Origin of the sequence: Leptolyngbya sp. AN02str (assembly GCF_050565595.1) — a bacterium.
Classification (GTDB): Bacteria; Cyanobacteriota; Cyanobacteriia; order Elainellales; family Elainellaceae; genus Kaiparowitsia.
On the sequence record NZ_JBNXVR010000006.1, the window covers coordinates 35,390 to 54,641 of the forward strand.

Below are 19,252 nucleotides of genomic sequence, written 5' to 3' on the forward strand. Positions count from 1 at the left end.
TGCGTAAGTCCTGAAGCAAAAGAAATCGGCCCATCTCTTCTCAATCAGGCGAGATGGACCGACAAAATGAACATCCTTCTTAGGGAAAAGAAGACTTAGAAAAATCGGCTTGCTTACGGATGAACCGAAACGGCCGATTCGTAAACGTTGAAAGCAGACGGTGCAGACTCAGATTCAACCCGAGTTTCAACAACAAGCTCAGGCGGAAAGTAAAACCCAGTCGATTCGTAATATTGCTCTGCTAGCTCTGCCCGAGCCGCCATTTGATCCATGTAGCCAACAAAGTGGCCCATCAAAAAATACACAGCTACCAAACCTGCCGCAGCAACCGATACCAAAAAACCTGCCAGCATCAGCGAGAATTCCTTACGATTCATCGCCTGCTCCATCAGATGAAGCGCCCAGGCCACTAGGACGATGACGATGAACAAGATAAAGAACATTCTTAAATACGACGTAATGAATTGTAATATTTCACATTGTAACAGTTCCTCAGAAGAGTGGGATGAGAATCCGCAACTTGTGCAAAATCTTCAGTCGGTTGGCTTTTGGCCTGTGGATGAGCCGATTTAGGGATCCAATTGTTTACGGATTCTCTGTACAGAACTTCATATCGAAGCCTGCACTGGGTTCTAGAGTGATTAAGCTCGGGAGTTACTAAGATCAGGGCTAAAGAGCGGGGCTAACAAGTCCTGGAGTTATCGCCGCACCAAAACCTGATGCTCGGTCAAATAATCTTTAATCGTTGAAACGGTGAGGTGGCCATAGTGCAACAAAGAGGCCAACAGGGCAGCTTCGGCTTTGCCTTCGGTCAAAGCTTCATGAATGTGCTGGCAGTTTCCTGCTCCACCTGAGGCAATCACGGGAATTTGCACTCGCTCAGCGATCGCCCGGGTTAGTTCCAGGTCGTACCCCGCCTGAGTTCCGTCAGCATCCATACTGGTAAGCAACAGTTCACCCGCGCCGCGCTCTGCAACTTCAGTCGCCCAGGCGATCGCATCCAGCCCAGTATTTTCTCTTCCACCCCGCACAAACACATCCCAACCGGGATTGGTGGGGTCGGTGCGGCGCCGCGCATCAATCGCCACCACAATGCACTGCGCCCCAAAGCGATCGCTCGCCCGGTTAATGAAATCTGGCTCTCGCACCGCCGACGAGTTAATGCTGACCTTATCGGCTCCAGCCCGTAACAATTTCTTAATCGTTTCTAAGGAACTGATCCCCCCACCCACCGTAAGAGGAATAAACACCTGCTCTGCTGTGCGATACACCACGTCATAGATAATGTCGCGGTCTTCGTGAGTGGCGGTAATGTCCAAAAACACCAACTCATCTGCCCCGGCTTCATTGTAAATTTGCGCCATCTCCACTGGGTCGCCAGCATCTTTGAGATCAACGAAGTTGACTCCTTTGACAACGCGGCCCGCTTTAACATCGAGACAGGGCAAAATTCGTTTGGCAAGCATAAAAAAATCGACAACAGTTTAGGAGGTCAGTGACTTGAAGAGAAGGGAGGGATTGGGCAATTGGCTAAGGCACACAAACCTGGCGATACCCAACCGCTACAACCCGTTAGGGTAGCAAAATGCCCACATCTCTGTAAAACGTTGCACCCTGCGATTGGTCAACTCACCCAATTTGGGGTTCTCCTATCTCACCTCGTTGTTTTTGTGGCTGGCACACGGTCTACCTGCCGCTTCGTTGAGCAAAACCATCTCGTACAGAAATAGGGTTGTGCTTCACAGTTGTGGATGTGTGTGGTAGAAGGACGGCTCCACCGCCCTTCTACCACACACATCCACATGTCTAGAACATTACCCAGAAATAGCAAAAAACAGGGTCAATACGCTGATACACTGGCATATTGTTTGTCTGATCCTGGGAGGGGAGATGGATATCGGTCAAAAGGTTCGGGTTCGTCGGCTAAGAGATCGTGCACCAGCCGAGGTGGTAAAGCAGCTTGGTAAGACGGGCGTGATTAAAGGCTTCAAAATGACGGACGGCAGCGGCGTTGGAGCGGTTGTTCAGTTTGATGACAAATTTACAACTTGGTTTTTTGAAGACGAGTTGGAAGCGATCGCTTAAATCTATTCTTTCTAAGAACCTTGTGGGGCGGTAGACAAGAACGGTTTCAGTAGTTTTGTCTACCGCCTTTGCTTTAGCAAGGTGGTCATAGCACCGCTCTGCGATAGACGACAAGAATGTCAAGGCAATCGATCAAAAGGAGCCGCAGAAGCAAAATCCCATGGGCAAGCCCTTTGGGCGATCGCGTCCTCCATGAAAGGTTCGTAAAATAGAGGCAGCGAATAGAACTAGATATGAGCCTGATACTAACGTTTCTTGGAAAAGGTGGCACCGGACGCACCACCATTGCGATCGCCGCTGCCAAAAAGCTCGCCGCTCAAGGCAAGCGGGTATTGCTAGCGGGGCAGGATGGCAGTCCCGCCTTTGGATTCATGGTTGGTGCAGCTCTCAGCGCCGATCCCCAACAAATTTCTCCCAATTTAGATGTGGTGCAGTTGCAGTCTACCGTGCTGCTGGAGCGCGCCTGGGAAGAGCTGAAAGCACAGGAAGCGAAGTACCTTCGCAGTCCTTTTCTAAAAGGGGTGTTTGGTCAAGAGTTGGGCATTTTGCCGGGAATGGATACCGCTTTGGCGCTGAATGCGTTGCGAGAATACGATGGCAGCGATCGCTACGATGTCATTGTGTACGATGGCGATGGCGATCAAACCACCCTGCGCATGTTGGGAATGCCCGAAATTGCTAGCTGGTATGCCCGCCGATTTCGTACCGTATTCACCGATTCCGATTTTTATCGAGCTGTGTCGCCGTTTATTCAACCCGTGGCGGCTGCCGTGCTGAATGTGAACTGGTCGGGTGATCTGTTTAGCCAACCCGCCGCCCAAGAAGCAACCGGACTGCTGGAACAGGGCAAAGCGGCTGTTGCCAATCCCCAACGGGTGATGGCCTACGTGGTCACCACAGAGGATGAACCGGCGATCGCCACTGCAAAATATTTGTGGGGTAGCGCTCAGCAAATCAACCTCACGGTAGGCGGTGTCATTGTCAACCAGGCTCACGAGGCCAGCGCCGTTTCCGCCGAGTTTGCGCCATTGCCCATTAGCACCGTGCCTCGCTACTCTGGGCAAGACTGGCAGCCCATTATCGATGCCCTGCCCAACTTTGCCCAACCCGAACCTGCGCCCCGTCCCATGGCCGTCAACGTGGCCGAGAAAAAGGTCGCTCTATTCCTCCCATGGTTCGACAAAAAAGAGGTGAAACTCACCCAATACGGCCCCGAAGTCACCGTCGAAGTGGGCGATCAGCGGCACAATATCCCCTTACCGCCCGAACTTAAAGGCAAGCAAGTCACCGGAGCTAAATTTCAAGATGGCTACCTGATCATTTCGTTTTAAGCGTTGGGGTTCCCTAGCCACGTCAATCTCGTGATTCACAGGATGTTTGAGAAGTTGAAAAATAGCCCTCATCCCCCAGCCCCTGCTCCCAAGTTTGGGGGAGCTGCAAATCCTTTCCCCTCGTCCAAATTTGGGAGAGTGGAAGACAAGGGAAGAGGGCAATACATGGGCTTTAGGTGCTTTTCAGACATTCTCTCAGCTCAATTCGGTAGCGCTAACTCAGGAGATTGACGCGAAGCCGATCGAGACCAAGGGGAACGAATTTTTCGTGGTGCGCTTTGGAATTGGGGCCAGTTCGCCTCACAATAGAACAGGGTTTGTTGAACGGGAAAATAAATAGTTTGTGCCATGACAGAGTCAACCACACCATCGTCCGAGTCGAATCTCAGTTCAGAGTTAGAAATTCAATCAGACGTGAAAACGGAAGTCGCTGTGGCTGACAATCGCAGCGCCAAAACCCGGCAAATGCTGGGCATGAAAGGCGCACAGTCCGGTGAAACCAATATTTGGAAAATTCGCCTACAGCTGATGAAGCCCATCACCTGGATTCCCCTCATTTGGGGCGTGGTATGTGGGGCTGCATCGGGAGGCGGTTACCGTTGGTCGCTGGAGCATGTGCTGATTGCCGCTGCCTGTATGTTGATGTCGGGGCCGCTGCTGGCAGGCTACACGCAAACCATTAACGACTTTTACGATCGCGAAATTGATGCGATTAACGAACCCTACCGTCCTATTCCATCGGGGGCCATTTCCATTCCCCAAGTAGTGACGCAAATTTTGGTGCTGCTGTTGGCGGGGATTGCCGTGGCCTATGGCCTGGATCGGTGGGCTGGCCATGAGTTCCCCACGCTGACGGTGTTGGCGATCGGCGGCTCTTTCCTATCCTATATTTACTCTGCACCACCGCTCAAGCTCAAGAAAAACGGCTGGTTGGGCAACTATGCGCTGGGTGCAAGCTATATTGCGCTGCCGTGGTGGGCTGGTCATGCACTGTTTGGTGACTTAAATGCCACGATTGTGCTGCTCACTCTGTTCTACAGCCTGTCGGGGTTGGGCATTGCCATTGTCAACGACTTTAAGAGCGTCGAGGGCGATCGCCAGTTGGGGCTGAATTCGCTGCCCGTCATGTTTGGTGTCACCACTGCTGCTTGGATTTGCGTGTTGATGATTGATGTGTTCCAAGCAGGGGTTGCAGCTTATTTGATGGGCATTCACCAAAATCTGTATGCCATCATTTTGATCCTGCTCATCATTCCCCAAATCACCTTCCAGGACATGTACTTCCTGCGAGACCCACTGAAGAATGATGTGAAATATCAGGCCAGCGCTCAGCCCTTTTTGGTATTGGGCATGTTGGTCACGGCCCTAGCGCTAGGCCACGCTGGCGTCTAATTGTCCACAACATCTGGATGAAGAGGTTGAGAGTGTCGCACTTTCAGCCTCTTTTGTTTGAGCGACTGTAGAGCGATCGCCATGGAATCCCGCAACATATCGACAGCCCGAGAGAAAATGATGGCGAGAAATTAAGTGGGAGAAATGTTGGGTAGCGGCGAGCAGTTGTAGGGCAAGCTTTGGGCGATCGCTGCCGTATCGGGTCGCCAGAGTGTCCGGAAAAGTTCCCCAACGCTGCGTAACTATAGCTGATCCGGCTGAAAAATCGATAGCGTCGTTTTGGCAGAGCCTACCCAAGTGGGCGTTTACTCCCTGCCTAAAGCCGAAACTTCTGATTATGATTTCAATTTTTCGCAGGGGCAACCCGCGATGATGAATGGCGATCGGGCTCACGGCATCGGCATGCATATTTGTATCAAGCCTGTAATTTTTGTAATCATTTTCTGCATTCTCGTACGGAAAATCCATAATTTAGGGTGGATACGTATTGGCTTGGGGTGTGTTAAACACAATTAACCTTTCAAAATGAATAGCAGTTGCTCGCCTAGGCTGGGCAGACTGAACGGGTGTACTCAACATTGAACGGAGCGAAATGGCAGTAGTGTTGCAGATTGGGAATCGGCAAGTTGACTCGGATGAGCTGATGAACCTCATCTCGGGGTATCAAATGCTGCCTCAACTGTTGCGAGAATTGGTCATTGACGAGGCGATCGCTCAATGGGAAGCAAGCTTGGGGAAATCTCCCCTATCGGAAGAAGATGAAGCCTCGGCCCGTGAGCAGTTTTTTGTGCAGCATCAAATCAACTCTGATGCCACCTTGCAAGCTTGGCTGCGGCGTTACGGCATTGCCCCTCAGCGCCTTAATGCGTTGGCAACGCGTACAGCCCGCATCGAAGTATTTAAGGAAGCAACGTGGGGGCCAAAGCTAGAATCCTACTTCCTCAGCCGTAAAGGCCAGTTGGATAAGGTGATTTACTCCCTGATTCGCACTCAAGACATGGGCATTGCCCAAGAGCTGTACTTTCGAGCGCTAGAAACCGAGCAATCGTTTGCAGAGCTAGCCCGCACCTACTCTCAAGGTCCAGAAGCCCAAACCGATGGACTGATTGGCCCAGTCGAGCTGAGCGTGCCCCATCCAACCCTGGCGCAAATGCTGTCTGTCAGCCAGCCCAAGCAACTGTGGCCACCCACCCGCATTGGCGAGTGGGTGGTGATTGTGCGGTTGGAGCGGTTTATTCCCGCCCAAATGGATGACCCCATGCGGCGGCGCTTGCTCAACGAATTGTTCAACACATGGATTGAAGAACAAGTTGGCAGCATTAACCTTCAGCCCACCAGTGCCACTCTGCCCAGTGAACCCGACATGCCCAGCGAGACGGCACCTGACCCATCCGACGACGCGATCGCAGTTTCAGCCCCCTCAACGACAGAGCCATGACCTACACTCGCGATGTAATTCAAGAATTTTTGGCAACGGTCTCTCCGTTTGACCAACTCTCGCCCGAGGCCATGAACAAATGGTCAGAGCGGTTTAAGCTGCTGCGCTACCGCATGGGGCAGGCCATTGTGGTGCGCGATCGCATTCCTGGACAAATTGCCGTGGTGTATCAGGGTCAGGGCCGCCAGCTAGGGTACGATCCCCGCACCAAGCGCCCGGTCACGCTCGAACTAATGCGGCCCGGTGCGGTGATTGGCTGGGTCAGCCTGCTGCGTGGCATTCCCTGCGAAACGGTGATGGCCTCGGTCGAAACCGTGTGTTTGGTGATTGAAGCCGACGACTTTTTGGCAATGTTGCAGCAGGAGCCCGTCATCCGCGATGCCTTTTCTCATCGCTGTGGCTTGGTCGAAGCGTTTGACCTACTGGGCGAAGAGCTGAATCGCCAGGCCGATGGCAACGCCGATCTCAAAGAGTTGACGCTGCAATCCTACCCCCGAGCCGAAGTCCGCCCGCTGCGCACAGGTTTTGCCGATTTGTCTCGCCTGTCAACCGAGTACATGTGGCTGGTCAGCAGTGGCAATATTCCCGGCTTTGCCGTCGGCAGCCGCCTCTACCCCAGCACGGCACTGATGGAAGTTGAGGTGCTAGGAGATGAGCCCGCTCGGCTGATTGGCTTGCCCCTGGTAACAGCCCATACCACCGAGCTGGTCAGCAGCATGGTGCCTACGATGGATGGCGAGGCTCCGGCAGAAATTGAGATTCCCACAGCACCAGAGCGCCCACCCGAGTGGATACGCCCTATCGAAGGGGGCAGCACTCAGCGCTATCCTTTTGTGCGCGGTCGCAATGAGCTAGAAGGGGCGATCGCCTGTTTTCAAATGCTGTGTCAGCATTTCAACATTCCCTTCCGGCGAGATATTGTGCGGCGCGTCCTGGTGAGCCAAATGGAGCGCACCGGGGGCCTGGGCATGGATTTGTGCGGTGCTGTCGCAGAGCTGATTGGCTTGACGGCTCAACTCGTGGCCATTCCATCCCACGCGATCGCCCGACTGGAAGTTCCAGCGCTGGTCAAATGGCAAAACAAACTCGCCGTAGTCTACCGCGCCAGCGAAAAAGAAATGGTGATGGCGGTTCCCGACGAGGGCATCGTCACCCTAACGGCTGAGCAGTTTGCCAACAGTTGGGGCGAACAGGGCGAAGTGCTGCTGCTGCGGGCCAACAAACAAACCCCGCAAAAGCGTTTTGGCCTGTCCTGGTTTTGGCCCGCCATTCAAAAACACAAGCGCGTCTTGATTGAGGTTTTCGTTGCCTCATTCTTTGTGCAGCTGTTTGCCCTGGCCAACCCGTTGATGATTCAGGTGATCATCGACAAGGTGATTGTGCAAAACAGCATTGAAACGCTGCAAGTGCTGGGCGTCTTTCTGCTGGTGATTGCCGTCTTTGAAGCGGTACTGGGAGCCCTGCGAACGTACTTGTTTGTAGACACCACCAACCGCATCGATATGGCCCTTGGGTCAGAAATTATCGACCACCTGCTACGGTTGCCCCTGCGCTACTTTGAAAAGCGGCCCGTGGGTGAACTGGCTACCCGCATTAACGAGCTGGAAAATATTCGCAGTTTCCTCACGGGTACAGCGCTAACGGTGGTGCTGGATGCGGTATTTTCTGTGATTTACATCATTGTGATGTTCATCTACAGCTGGCAGCTCACGCTGGTTGCATTGGCAACGATTCCGCTGTTTGTTGTTCTGGCCGTGGTAGCATCGCCCATCATCCGTAACCAGCTACGTGCCAAGGCCGAGCGCAATGCCGAAACCCAGTCCTATCTGGTGGAAGTGGTGGGTGGCATTCAAACTGTCAAGGCGCAAAACCTGGAGCTGCGATCGCGCTGGCAATGGCAAGATCGCTATGCCCGCTACGTCAGCGCTGGCTTCAAAACCGTACTGACTTCCACCACCGCCGGGTCGGCCAGTACCTTCCTCAACCAGCTTTCGGGCTTATTGGTACTGTGGGTTGGGGCGTATCTCGTCCTCCAGCAAGAACTCACCTTGGGTCAGCTCATCGCCTTTCGCATCATTGCGGGCTACGTCACCAGCCCGCTGCTGCGCCTCGCCCAGCTCTGGCAAAACTTCCAGGAAGTGGGCCTATCCATTGAGCGACTGAGCGACATTGTGGACTCTGCTCCCGAGGCAGATGAGCAAGATCGCCTCAACATTCCCATGCCTGCGGTCAAAGGCTCCGTCAAGTACGAGAACGTCTCTTTCCGGTTCAACCCCAGCGGTCCACTCCAGCTCAACAACGTGAGCATCGAGTTTGAGCCCGGTTCCTTTATCGGCATTGTGGGCCAGAGCGGTTCTGGTAAGAGTACCTTAATGAAGCTATTGCCCCGTCTATATGACGTAGAAATGGGCCGTATCCTCATCGATGGGTACGATATTTCCAAGGTGGAACTGTACTCGCTGCGTCAGCAAATCGGCATCGTGCCTCAGGATACGCTCCTGTTTGACGGCACCATTCAGGAGAACATTGCCCTGAATGCGCCCGATGCCTCAGGTGAGGAAATCATCGAAGCGGCCAAAGTTGCGGCGGCTCACGACTTTATCATGGGCTTACCCAACGGCTACAACACGCGCGTGGGTGAGCGAGGGGCCTCCCTCTCTGGCGGACAACGGCAACGAATTGCGATCGCCCGTACCGTCATGCAAAATCCCCGCCTGCTGATTTTGGACGAAGCCACCAGCGCCCTCGACTACGACTCCGAGCGCCGCGTTTGCCTCAACCTGGCCGAAGCCTTCCGAGGTCGCACCGTCTTCTTCATCACCCACCGTCTCAGCACCATCCGCAACGCCGACCTAATTCTTATGATGGATCAAGGCTCGGTTGTAGAAATGGGCAAACACGACGAACTCATGTCGCTCAAAGGCCGATACTACTGTTTGTATCAGCAGCAAGAATCGCAGATGTAGAGAATGGGGAGTCAGGAGTGGGGAAGGAGCTAGGGGTTAGGATTTAGGGGCTAGGTTTGAACCAAAGAACTTCCGCCTGCGGTGGAAAGCAAGCCCAAACCTTGATAAAGAACCGCAAAGCTCTATTTCCAACTCTTCCCCTATTTCCCACTCCCCACTCCCTCCCTAATCCCTAGCTCCTAGCCCCTTCCCCAACTGTTACCTAATGGTAAGACCTATGAAATCCAGCATTACCCATAACGGTCATAACGGTGCATCGAATGGCAACGGTAACGGTAAGACTCCGGCGATCGTGCCTATGCCTGCGACCCAACCGTCACCTGCCCAGCCTCCTCAAGCTGCTCCCATTGGCTACGACCAATCGGTGATCATGCAGCAGTCGCCGACCTGGTCGCGGGCGATTGTGTGGGGCATTGTGGGAGTAACCTCGTTTGTGGTGTTGTGGGCATCGTTTGCCCGCATTGAGGAAGCGGTGCCCGCTCAGGGCAAGCTAGAGCCTGTGGAGTCAGTGCAGGCGGTACAGGCTCCGGTGAATGGCGTGGTGCGCGAAATTTTGGTGGAAGATGGGCAACGGGTAAAAGAGGGCGACGTGCTGATGCGGTTTGACCCGACAGCAGCAGCAGCGCAGAAAAAGTCGCTGGAAGAAATTCGCACTTCGTTGCAGCAAGAGAATGCGTTTTATCGCAGCCAGCTGACAGGGGCCGATGCCTCCGTTAATCCGACGGTGATTCCGCCTCAGATTTTGGCCCTTACAACGAACCGGGCGGCTTTACTGCGGGAGAATCAGCTCTATCGTGCGCGGTTGGGGTTGGCACCGGGGGCTGGCCTGTCGGCAGATGAGACGGCACGCTTTCAGATTGGTCAGCTAGAGGCCGATTCGCGGGCTTCGGCGGCGCGGCTAGAGGTAGCGCAGCTTCAGCAGCAGCTTGTGCAAAACAACGATCAGCTGGCGGTGGCGCGTGAGTCTCTGGCGATTGACCAGGAAATTCTGGACAAGATTACACCGCTGGCGAATGAGGGCGGTATTGCCCAAATTCAGGTGATGCGTCAGGAGCAAGAGGCCATTCGCAAACGGGGCGATGTAACGCGGCTTGAGCAAGAGCAGGGACGGCTGGAACTGGCGATCGCCCAGGCTCAACAGCGCTTGACCAACACCAACGCCGTTACCAATAACGATTTGCTGACGTTGCTATCGGCCAATGAAGAAAAAATTGCCGACATTGATAGCCAGCTCAACAAATCGATTGTGGAAAATGAGAAGCGCATCTCCGAAATTGACAACCAGCTCAGCCAAACGAACCTGACGCTGGATTATCAAGAGCTGCGATCGCCCATTGATGGCATTGTGTTTGATCTAAAAGCCAAGGGAATCGGGTTTGTTGCCAATACCAGCGAACCGATCGTTCAGATCGTACCAACCGATGGTTTGGAGGCTCAGGTCTACATCACCAACAAGGACATCGGGTTTGTGGAAGAGGGAATGCCCGTGGACGTGCGCATTGACTCGTTCCCGTTTAGCCAGTTTGGCGATATCAAAGGCCGCGTCACTCGCATTGGGTCCGACGCGTTGCCACCCGACCAGGTGTACCAGTTTTACCGCTTCCCTGCCACAGTGGAATTAGATCAGCAAACAATTTTTGTGAATGGGAAAGAGATTCCACTGCAATCGGGGATGTCGGTTTCGACCAACATCATCACGCGCGATCGCTCAGTGCTGAGCATCTTTACCGAAATGTTTGCTCGTGGCGTCGATAGCTTGAAGCAGGTGCGGTAGGGTAAGCACAACACCACCTCTGCTGCGAGCGATATCTATCACTGCTGACATCTGACATCGCTGAAATCAAAAGGGCATTGGTGGTACTGCCACCAATGCCCTTTTGATGCGCTGCACAGACTGCCCAACAGCGCTCCGCGCAGGACTTTTGGTTTGACTAGTCCCTGGAATTGGGGTTTACGGCATCCAGCGGTGCCGCATTCAGCTGTAGCGCACCTCGGTAAAAGAAAGCCAGCGCCACCATTTGAATCAGGTGATACACCCCATCCCCAGAAATAGGCGATCGCAGCAAATTCAGCACTAGCAGCGCGATCGCGGCCACGCCAGAAACCAAGATGCCTATGAGCAAATCGCGGCGGGCCGCCCGAACGGTGGGAGAAGGCGCAACGATGAGCCACAGCATGATCACGCCCATGCTGCTGCCATAGGTGGCGATCGCCCCGGTAAAGCTCCATCGGGGCACAACCCACAGGCTATAAACCCACAGCAGCGCCGTCATCAGGCCCAGGCCAATCACATGCCAGGGCGATCGCAGAGCAGAACCGACCGTGCCAACCAGCATCAGCCCGCTGGCAAGGCCAATCGCAATCAGCGTACTGCGCCACAGAACCCAAACGATGCTAGAAGACAGCACATGCTGAAACCCATGGCTGGTGCCGCCGAGGGCAGCAGCGATCGCCGTCATGGCAAAGGCCGCTGCCCACCACCCTTGCCCCGCTCCGCGCGATCGCCCATAGGCCCTCAGCAACAGACCTGCAAACGCCCCGCTTTCCAGAGCGATCGCATAGTCCGTCAGCGCAATAAACGGTTCCGTCAGCACGCTCACTGGCCAGCCAACTACAGCAGCGCGATCGCTCGTTCAGCAATGGCCTCAGCAGTAATGCCATTTAGCCCCATCAGCTCGCCAGCGGTGGCCGTGGTTTCGCCCCGTTTCCAGGCAAAGGTGTCGCGCTTGCTGGTTGAGCGCAGCATCACGGGTTCCAGCATGGCGCTCGCCCCGCCCGTCACACCCAGCAGCACATCGCCACCAAACATCGCCTCAAAAGCATCATCTTCCAGGAAGGTGCCATCTGGCTTCGAGCAAATTTCCCACGCTACATCGGTTGGACGATAGAGACGACGGGGATTCACCACCGACACTATCTTGTAGCCAATGCCCTGCTGCGCCAGCTGCTGTGCAGCCGCATACACCGGAGCCAAAACCATGTCGCCAATCACCGCAAACACAACGGTTTTGCTGCCACTGGCCTGATCCAGCACGATCGCCCCATCGTGTAACGCTTGCCGTGCTTGATCAAACGTAGTGCGAATGGGTAAGGCAGACTTGCTGGCCGTGATGACCACGCCCTTATTCTGGGCAGAGAGCGCCCACTCGTAGCACACCTGAATGCTGTTGGCATCGGATGGGAACAAGGGGAACACATTGCCGTTGCGCATCATGGCGGCAAAGTAGGCCTCAATCTCGGGTCGCTGGTGGGTCCAGCCGTTGCGGCCCTGCTCTAGCGCACCAGCGGTAAACAGCGTGACCGTGGCAGGCGTAGCTCGACGCAGTTCGGCCATAGCCTGGGTAACCGTTTGCCAAATAGGTAGCCCATTAATGGCAAAGGATTCGTAGGAACACCAAAGGGTCCGGCATCCCATCAGGGCCAAGCCGGCGGCCAGTCCAGCACAGGCATCTTCGCTCAAGGGTTCGTACACTTGGCCATTGGGTGATTGGTTGTAGGTGTCGTCTGGAGTGGGGTGAATAATTTTGAGCGCCTGGTTAATATTGCCAATGCCTGAGGCTTCGTTGCCATCGGCATTGGTCACCAAAAAGTCGCGATCGCGCTGTCCCACATAGCCCACCAGCGCACCCATTGCCGTGGTCGAAACTTTGGGATCGCCACCAACGGCGTACTCCTCCAATGGCAATGTGCCTAAATCGGGGAGCGATCGCTCAAATTCAGTCACGGCAATCTGAGCAGCAGGGCCACCTGCAGCCCGCTCACAGTTGGCCCGCACCACTTCCCATGCCTGGGGCGACAGTGCACGCGTTTGCAACGCCGAAATAATGTGAGGCGCATCCAAGGTGTCTTTGGGATACAGGTTGTGGGACTTGGCTCCCAGCGCATGCACCCCCGATCCCTTGAGCTGCTTAATGATAAACACTGTGAGCTGACCACTCATGGCCGATTGTGCCGCATCGCTCACTCCTGCCAGCACCGCTTGGGTAAAGGCTAGCCGCTGCTGGAACGAAAAGGCCGTGCTATCTACATAGTCACCCTCTTGAGCTTGGTCATCAAATGCCTTAGCATCCACCAGCACCACATGCTCAAACCCGTTGCCTTTCCAGTAGTCCACCATCTGCTCATTGGTTTTGAGCGACACCATGCTGTGGTGCTCCTGAGAGTAGCCATTCCACACCAGCACCGGCAGAAAGTTGGTCACACTAGGGTAAGCCGTATGGAAGTGGGAAAAAGCACTCATGATGTAAGGTTCGCCCAGTCCCCCATCGCCAATGGTGAAGGGGAATAGCGTGTCGCGGTGGAGCAGTGCGGCCGCCATGCCAAAGTGCTGACCCTGACCCAATGGCCCCGCCGGAGCCAACAATCCCGGAATTTGTCCCGACAGGTGCCCCAACAACCCATGCCGCTCGCGAAAGCGATCGCGCAGTTGCTGCACCGTCGAAATATCCATTGCCTCCAGCGACCGATCGAGGAACATGGCGCTGTAGAAGCCAGGAGCGTGGTGGCCCACCTCCGTCACAATATTTTTGTGGCCTAGCATTACCAACGAAGCATAGGCTTCGGCCTGACTGGCAAACCCGCCGGGGTGCCCAGATCCCTTGCTGCCGCAGATTTGAACAGTTAAATAACGCAGCGCATCGGCATAGAGCAGAGTTTGGTATACGGCAGCAGAATCATCCACTGAGGCGATCGCTTTTTGTCCCAAAGCAATCGCAGGCTCCTTGCCATGGGCGTCAAACTCGGGCAGCGGTTCACCAAAATATTGAATACCCTCACAAAAAGCTGGGATCTTCTCAGTTACAGCCGTCATCTGCTCTACCTCTTCGCTAGCACACACAAAAAAATCTTAACAATTCATCCTATCGCCTTGAGGCAGGCGATCGTACACCTGAATCCCGATGCCATCTATAAAACTCTACGGTTTTTTGTATACAGCATACACATGCCGTGCTCGTTTATAGGCGATCGCGTCCCTTGTCAGCGGTGGATTCGTCCATCATGGCTGGGCTTGTAATCATGCTTATAGTAATGCTTTCAGTTATGGCAAGCGATGCTGGAGTGCGGAATGACCTCGCTCAAATTTACGAGCCATCAGCGAATGGCGATTCATGAGTCAATGGCGATCGCATGCTTCTGTACTCCCCAACACTTTCACAAGCAGGCACGAACCATTTCCCATTCCAAGACGAAGTATGAAAAAGCTACAGCATGAAGCCTCTCACATGAACTGTTGCGCGGCGGCACCGTACAGCAACTCATGCTTTTTAGGCTTTGTCACGCCATTCACAGAGCCATTTGTGCAGGAGGTCTGTTGAATGAAACCGTAGACCAAACCCATCACCCAAACTCTTGAACGTCAGTTTCGGTTAAGGGCTTTTCTGAGGTTTTCGCGGCGCGAAAACCTCAGAAAAGCCCATTTTTGCGTGCGCAACGCGCACGCAAAAATGGGCACTTCAGCTTATCCATAACTCACGTTCTTGAGAGCCTACACAAAATGCTCAAGCTCTTATCAGCTCTCAATGAATAGATTGAAACCTTGATTCATACACGTTACATCGATGAACCAAACCAATAAATGAGTCCTGCGTCATCGGTTTGGCAAACGTGAAGAAAGTCTACTCAAAGAAGATTTATTTTTCAAACGAAAGTATCTTTAGAAGTAAGCTCAATGCCATGCTGCATCCGCAAGTTCAAGCTATTCCTAAAGATATCCGCTGTTATTTCCTCTGGTAGATAAATCTTTCGAGTGCAGCTGATAAATTTTGAACAGTGATGATGAGTTTGAGGATTTGAACGTAATGACTAATATTATTGCTTGGATTATTTTGGGTCTGTTAGCTGGTGCGATCGCCAAAGCAATCATTCCTGGACGTCAGGGCGGCGGTATTTTTGGCACCATCATATTAGGTATCATCGGTGCATTTGTGGGAGGTAGCCTAGTCACTCTCTTGACCACAGGGTCCTTGCAGCTAACTGCTGCCGGACTTAGCATTCCTGGCGTTATCGTTGCCGTGCTAGGTGCAATTATTGCTGTGTGGATCTGGAGCTTGTTGACCCGTCGTACCGTGTAGGTTCACGGGTAGGTCTACAAACTATTTAGCTCTTTTGACTTTTAGATCACGCTTTGCAGATTAGGAAAGTCGCTTTAATAGCGGTGGATTTAACAACGCTGTTTTAAGAGCGTGGCTAGATACCTAAATCTATAGCGAACCTCTTGAGGATTTTGTAAGCATGAAAAGTTTACAGGATCCTCAAATTTATGTTTAAATCTCCTTATTTTATAGTTGCCAAAAGATAACGAAAACAACAAAAACTGCGGAGTGGTTGGAGAACGTAGAGCGATCGCCCTCAATTTTATTTATTCTCTCCAATCGTTGGCTATAGCCATCCATCAACTCATTCAGCCAAAAATAAAGCTGTTGCGTAGAAGGTTGTAGGCAAAACCCAAACCCATCATTCAAAACCCCTTGAAACTCTAAACAACAGGCACAAGTTTCACCAAAAATCAGTCAGGACTCTTTAGCTAGCCAAGCGCGCAAAAGAGCAAAACGTCAACCCCTCTTCTTTCACCCCACCCTGCTCAAAACACCTTTCTATCGCTCAGCCCAACATTCCGGCTCAACAACAAAACGAGAAAGTGTATCGCTGAACTCATGTAACGTTAAATAACCTCACCGAACTCGCGCATCTGGTGTATAAGAAAAAAGGCATTCCACAGCCTTTGTTCCATCACACCGCCTTGCATCGACCCATCGTAGAAAAAGAGTAGAGTTCATGGTCCAGCGCATCTTACGAATCAACCGCGACACTATCTTTAAACTGCGTGCCGAGCCAGCTACCCAACTCCAACCAAACGAACGGTTCAGCGTCAAGGCTGGAGCAACCTACGAGATTCAGTCCTATGCCTATGCCAATGCAGATGGCGACTTCAACGGACACATTAAATTTGCGCTGGCCAAACAAAGCATTCAAGGGTTCAACACTTGGTTCATCCACAGTGCCGATGCTCAGGTCGAATTTGATGGTGTCGTCGTTTACCCCCACGAAGATCAAGAGTCTCGTCCAGTTCTTAACATCGCCGTTGGCACCCTACTCAAGCGACGGCCCCTCCAGTCTTCTGCCCTACCACCGAGCGAAGTTGCCCCCGTTTCTAAAGGACAACGCTTTACACTTCAGTCTTACGCTTACTCCGACGCAGCAGGAGACTTCAGCGATCACATCAAGTTCGCCATCCTCAACGAAAGTGACTTTGTACAAGGCTTAAGCACATGGTTCGTTTACAAATACCATGCCTTCGTTGAGTTCGATGGCGATGTCGTGTATCCCAAAATTGAACCGAGTGACTTTGTAGTGCGCATCACCCAAAACACCCTGTTCAAACGACGACCCGTACAATCGTCGCAGCTCGCCCCCAACGAAAGATTCGCTGTCGAACGAGGCTCAAGCTGGATCATTCAAGGATATGCTTACGCCGATGCCTCTGGCCCCTTCAACGGTCACATTCGTTTCGCATTGAAATATCCGAAAGACGAAATCAACGGCTTCAACACTTGGTACGTGTATGACCAACATGCCCAAGTCGAGGTCAATAGCCGGGTTGTGTATCCTACCAATTCGCCCCCTCCGCCACCCCCCCCGCCAACGTTTCCTGGCAATCGATTTACGGTACCAGGGGTGGGAACCGTAGCCAGCGGGCAACCCATTATTTCGGGTGGCAACTTTACCTGGGGTGAAGCAACCAAAGACGGATCTCGTATTCCCGCCAATGCAACGATCGCCCGCGACATTATTACCCTAGCCCGCGAGCTGCAAAAAGCCCGCAACCAAATTGGCCGGCCATTTCGGATCAATTCTTGGTATCGTCCGCCCGATGTGAATGCATCTGTTGGGGGCGCATCGCGTAGCCAGCACCTGTACGGCAAAGCCGCAGACATACAAGTATCGGGTCTAAGCGGACGAGCCGTAGCCAACGCCGTCTTTCCCTGGTGGAATGGGGGCATTGGTATCTATAGCAACATGCCCAATGTGGTGCATTTAGACATTGGCCCTCGACGCTATTGGGGCTTCTAAACTGACCCAATTTGGTCATCCTTAACTCGCTGTGAGATGGCACACGCTTCGTTCGTGCGACCCAACAGTAGCAGCATCGAAATACCTCTCTCCAACAGGTTTCAAGCACTCTCATTCATACTTGAAACATCGGTGGGGTGTGGATTTGCTCGCACTCTATCGGCGTTTTTTCACCGATTTCTCATCCCTATTAGGCTTGCTATGGAGATTGAAGTATCTGCAAACCCTCAGGGGCTGATGACAATTGAAGCCGTGCAAAAAGTGCTCAATCGGTCTCGGGCCTCTGTCTATCGATATTCCAACACCGATCCTGACTTGCTGAACCCTCCCTACGACCCCAAACTGCTGAACCCAGAATTGCGCCAGGGCAAAGACGATCCGCTGATGTTCCATCCCAACGAAGTGGCTCGATTTGCCCGCGAGGTATTGGGCATTAAGCAAGTCAAGATTGAGGTACGGGAAGCGGCTGAAACAGCCACTCAGGAGGTGTTGCGCGCCATTTTGGGCGAGCTTCAAGCCATCCGCAGCTTGTTGGAGCAGCATGTGGACTCTCACCCTAAAGAATAGGCTTGCAACTCATACTCATTATGAGTACACTTTAAGAAGTTCTGAAAGACGTTCTTACAAGTGGTGAAGCTTCTATGCGCGAAATTGATATTCCCTTGGATCAAATCAAACGCCCGTTGTTTCGGCAGAATGATCAGCAAAAAGTTGCTTATCTCATGGAGTCGATTCAAGAGATTGGTCAGCAAGAGCCCATTGATGTGCTAGAGGTTAATGGCCAGTATTATGGGTTTTCGGGGTGTCATCGATATGAGGCGATGACCAAGCTCGGCGCGGAAACGATTCGCTGTCGTGTGCGCCGTGCTCCAAGTTCCGTTTTGAAGATGCACCTAGCATGAAAATTGGCTTAATTGGAACAGGGTTGATGGGACTGCCGATGGCGGAGCGGCTGTTGGCAGCAAATATACCGCTGGTGCTGTACAACCGCACCGTCGAGAAGCTACAGCCTCTGCAAGCAGTAGGGGCTGAGCTAGCAGACTCGGTGGAGGAGCTATTGCTGCGATGTCAGGTCGTCATTTTGATGCTGAGCGATGCCCCTACCATCCACGAGGTGGTGGTGTCAGAAACGGCCCAGCGTCACTTGTGCGATCGCACCATCATTCAAATGGGAACCATTGCTCCCAGTGAAAGCCGAACCCTAGCAGCGGCGATCGCCCAGGCAGGCGGCGACTTTTTGGAAGCCCCCGTCTTGGGCAGCATTCCCGAGGTCAAATCTGGGACGCGGCAAATTATGGTAGGCAGCACACCAGATCAATACGAACAGTGGGCACCCTTACTCAAGCACTTGGGCCAGCCCATGCATATTGGGGCTGTCGGCAGTGCGGCTGGTCTCAAGCTAGCGCTGAACCAACTGATCGCCTCCCTCACAACCGCCTTTGCAACAAGTCTGCATTTTGTCCAGCAGCAGGAAGTGCCGACCGAACAATTTATGCAAGTCCTGCGGCAGAGTGCCCTCTATGCTCCAACGTTTGATAAAAAGCTGGCTCGCATGGTGGAGCAAAATTTTGCCAATCCCAATTTCCCCACCAAGCATTTGCTGAAGGATACTCGGCTGTTTTTGCGAGAAGCACATGACCTTGGGCTGCACACTGAAAGTTTGGAAGGGGTGCAACATTTGCTAGAGCTAGCTTGCGCCCAGGGATTGGCCGAAGAAGATTACTCAGCTCTATCGGCGGCAATTCCAGCCCAAGAAGACCAGAAAAACTAGTGCCCAGAAACGGCAGCCTCATCTGAGCTGGGGCTGCCCATGTTGCTGAGTTGAATAAGCTAAAGCGTCCATTGTTGCGTGCGCGACGCGTACATAACAATGGTTTTCTGAGGTTTGTGCATTGCGCAAACCTCAGAAAGAACCTTAACCGAACTGACGTTAAACACAAGTCGCTGAGCTGGCGATCGCTAGACCAGAC

The 19,252-nt window shown here is 53.1% G+C and carries 16 protein-coding genes; 11 read left to right on the forward strand and 5 right to left on the reverse strand.

Features of this window, described 5'->3' with window-relative positions:
• Positions 1-113: 113 nt before the first annotated feature.
• On the reverse strand, positions 114-443 hold the full coding sequence (locus ACQ4M4_RS06250) for a hypothetical protein (RefSeq protein WP_430683615.1): 330 nt from the start codon (positions 441-443) through the stop codon (positions 114-116).
• Positions 444-698: 255 nt separating this feature from the next.
• Positions 699-1,466, reverse strand: coding sequence for an imidazole glycerol phosphate synthase subunit HisF (gene hisF / locus ACQ4M4_RS06255; RefSeq protein WP_430683616.1), 768 nt, complete (start codon positions 1,464-1,466; stop codon positions 699-701).
• A 424-nt stretch (positions 1,467-1,890) separates the two neighbouring features.
• Here hisF and petP point away from each other — a divergent pair, with 424 nt between their 5' ends.
• The 3 genes from petP (at position 1,891) to chlG (ending at position 4,808) form a co-directional block, all read left to right on the forward strand.
• Positions 1,891-2,085, forward strand: a complete 195-nt coding sequence (petP, locus tag ACQ4M4_RS06260; RefSeq protein WP_430683617.1) for a cytochrome b6f subunit PetP — start codon at positions 1,891-1,893, stop codon at positions 2,083-2,085.
• A 233-nt stretch (positions 2,086-2,318) separates the two neighbouring features.
• Positions 2,319-3,416 carry a Get3/ArsA fold putative tail anchor-mediating ATPase NosAFP gene (locus ACQ4M4_RS06265; protein WP_430683618.1) on the forward strand — a complete coding sequence of 366 codons (1,098 nt, stop codon included), beginning with the start codon at positions 2,319-2,321 and terminating at the stop codon, positions 3,414-3,416.
• Positions 3,417-3,764: 348 nt separating this feature from the next.
• Positions 3,765-4,808, forward strand: coding sequence for a chlorophyll synthase ChlG (gene chlG / locus ACQ4M4_RS06270; protein ID WP_430683619.1), 1,044 nt, complete (start codon positions 3,765-3,767; stop codon positions 4,806-4,808).
• Here the strand turns inward: chlG and ACQ4M4_RS06275 are convergent.
• Positions 4,788-5,276, reverse strand: coding sequence for a hypothetical protein (locus tag ACQ4M4_RS06275; protein ID WP_430683620.1), 489 nt, complete (start codon positions 5,274-5,276; stop codon positions 4,788-4,790). The genes chlG and ACQ4M4_RS06275 overlap by 21 nt on opposite strands.
• A 124-nt stretch (positions 5,277-5,400) precedes the next feature.
• On the opposite strand from ACQ4M4_RS06275, the gene ACQ4M4_RS06280 reads away from it, so the two are divergent.
• The 3 genes from ACQ4M4_RS06280 (at position 5,401) to ACQ4M4_RS06290 (ending at position 10,986) form a co-directional block, all read left to right on the forward strand.
• Positions 5,401-6,246: a peptidylprolyl isomerase gene (locus ACQ4M4_RS06280; RefSeq protein ID WP_430683621.1), complete on the forward strand. Its 846-nt coding sequence runs from the start codon at positions 5,401-5,403 to the stop codon at positions 6,244-6,246.
• A complete protein-coding gene (locus ACQ4M4_RS06285) occupies positions 6,243-9,212 on the forward strand; it encodes a peptidase domain-containing ABC transporter (protein ID WP_430683622.1) in 2,970 nt (989 codons plus the stop codon). Before ACQ4M4_RS06280 ends, ACQ4M4_RS06285 begins: the two co-directional genes overlap by 4 nt.
• Before the next feature lie 217 nt (positions 9,213-9,429).
• Positions 9,430-10,986 (forward strand): HlyD family efflux transporter periplasmic adaptor subunit, encoded by a 1,557-nt coding sequence (locus tag ACQ4M4_RS06290; RefSeq protein ID WP_430683623.1) that lies wholly within the window; start codon positions 9,430-9,432, stop codon positions 10,984-10,986.
• A 157-nt stretch (positions 10,987-11,143) separates the two neighbouring features.
• On the opposite strand, the gene ACQ4M4_RS06295 is transcribed toward ACQ4M4_RS06290, so the two are convergent.
• Together ACQ4M4_RS06295 and ACQ4M4_RS06300 are read right to left on the reverse strand one after the other, a co-directional pair.
• The gene (locus ACQ4M4_RS06295) at positions 11,144-11,806 is read right to left on the reverse strand and encodes a DUF6962 family protein (protein WP_430683624.1); all 663 of its coding nucleotides are present in this window, start codon (positions 11,804-11,806) and stop codon (positions 11,144-11,146) included.
• Between the two features lie 17 nt (positions 11,807-11,823).
• A complete protein-coding gene (locus ACQ4M4_RS06300) occupies positions 11,824-14,022 on the reverse strand; it encodes a phosphoketolase (RefSeq protein WP_430683625.1) in 2,199 nt (732 codons plus the stop codon).
• Positions 14,023-15,010: 988 nt separating this feature from the next.
• On the opposite strand from ACQ4M4_RS06300, the gene ACQ4M4_RS06305 reads away from it, so the two are divergent.
• From ACQ4M4_RS06305 to ACQ4M4_RS06325, 5 genes are all read left to right on the forward strand, one after another.
• Positions 15,011-15,283 (forward strand): GlsB/YeaQ/YmgE family stress response membrane protein, encoded by a 273-nt coding sequence (locus ACQ4M4_RS06305; RefSeq protein ID WP_430683626.1) that lies wholly within the window; start codon positions 15,011-15,013, stop codon positions 15,281-15,283.
• Positions 15,284-15,986: 703 nt separating this feature from the next.
• Positions 15,987-17,282, forward strand: a complete 1,296-nt coding sequence (locus ACQ4M4_RS06310) for a YcbK family protein (protein ID WP_430683627.1) — start codon at positions 15,987-15,989, stop codon at positions 17,280-17,282.
• A 201-nt stretch (positions 17,283-17,483) separates the two neighbouring features.
• Complete coding sequence (locus ACQ4M4_RS06315; protein WP_430683628.1) at positions 17,484-17,849, forward strand: resolvase; 366 nt, start codon at positions 17,484-17,486, stop codon at positions 17,847-17,849.
• Positions 17,850-17,923: 74 nt separating this feature from the next.
• Positions 17,924-18,184: a ParB N-terminal domain-containing protein gene (locus ACQ4M4_RS06320; RefSeq protein WP_430683629.1), complete on the forward strand. Its 261-nt coding sequence runs from the start codon at positions 17,924-17,926 to the stop codon at positions 18,182-18,184.
• Positions 18,181-19,053 carry an NAD(P)-dependent oxidoreductase gene (locus tag ACQ4M4_RS06325; RefSeq protein ID WP_430683630.1) on the forward strand — a complete coding sequence of 291 codons (873 nt, stop codon included), beginning with the start codon at positions 18,181-18,183 and terminating at the stop codon, positions 19,051-19,053. Before ACQ4M4_RS06320 ends, ACQ4M4_RS06325 begins: the two co-directional genes overlap by 4 nt.
• Positions 19,054-19,252: the final 199 nt, after the last annotated feature.

Excerpts from the sequence above, each read along its gene's own strand:
- ACQ4M4_RS06275 (WP_430683620.1), bottom strand. The coding sequence starts at position 5,276 with ATGGATTTTCCGTACGAGAATGCAGAAAATGATTACAAAAATTACAGG.
- petP (WP_430683617.1), top strand. The coding sequence starts at position 1,891 with ATGGATATCGGTCAAAAGGTTCGGGTTCGTCGGCTAAGAGATCGTGCA.
- ACQ4M4_RS06305 (WP_430683626.1), top strand. The coding sequence starts at position 15,011 with ATGACTAATATTATTGCTTGGATTATTTTGGGTCTGTTAGCTGGTGCG.
- ACQ4M4_RS06285 (WP_430683622.1), top strand. The coding sequence starts at position 6,243 with ATGACCTACACTCGCGATGTAATTCAAGAATTTTTGGCAACGGTCTCT.
- chlG (WP_430683619.1), top strand. The coding sequence starts at position 3,765 with ATGACAGAGTCAACCACACCATCGTCCGAGTCGAATCTCAGTTCAGAG.
- ACQ4M4_RS06290 (WP_430683623.1), top strand. The coding sequence starts at position 9,430 with ATGAAATCCAGCATTACCCATAACGGTCATAACGGTGCATCGAATGGC.
- ACQ4M4_RS06310 (WP_430683627.1), top strand. The coding sequence starts at position 15,987 with ATGGTCCAGCGCATCTTACGAATCAACCGCGACACTATCTTTAAACTG.
- ACQ4M4_RS06265 (WP_430683618.1), top strand. The coding sequence starts at position 2,319 with ATGAGCCTGATACTAACGTTTCTTGGAAAAGGTGGCACCGGACGCACC.
- ACQ4M4_RS06280 (WP_430683621.1), top strand. The coding sequence starts at position 5,401 with ATGGCAGTAGTGTTGCAGATTGGGAATCGGCAAGTTGACTCGGATGAG.
- ACQ4M4_RS06315 (WP_430683628.1), top strand. The coding sequence starts at position 17,484 with ATGGAGATTGAAGTATCTGCAAACCCTCAGGGGCTGATGACAATTGAA.
- ACQ4M4_RS06250 (WP_430683615.1), bottom strand. The coding sequence starts at position 443 with ATGTTCTTTATCTTGTTCATCGTCATCGTCCTAGTGGCCTGGGCGCTT.
- ACQ4M4_RS06325 (WP_430683630.1), top strand. The coding sequence starts at position 18,181 with ATGAAAATTGGCTTAATTGGAACAGGGTTGATGGGACTGCCGATGGCG.
- ACQ4M4_RS06320 (WP_430683629.1), top strand. The coding sequence starts at position 17,924 with ATGCGCGAAATTGATATTCCCTTGGATCAAATCAAACGCCCGTTGTTT.
- ACQ4M4_RS06300 (WP_430683625.1), bottom strand. The coding sequence starts at position 14,022 with ATGACGGCTGTAACTGAGAAGATCCCAGCTTTTTGTGAGGGTATTCAA.
- hisF (WP_430683616.1), bottom strand. The coding sequence starts at position 1,466 with ATGCTTGCCAAACGAATTTTGCCCTGTCTCGATGTTAAAGCGGGCCGC.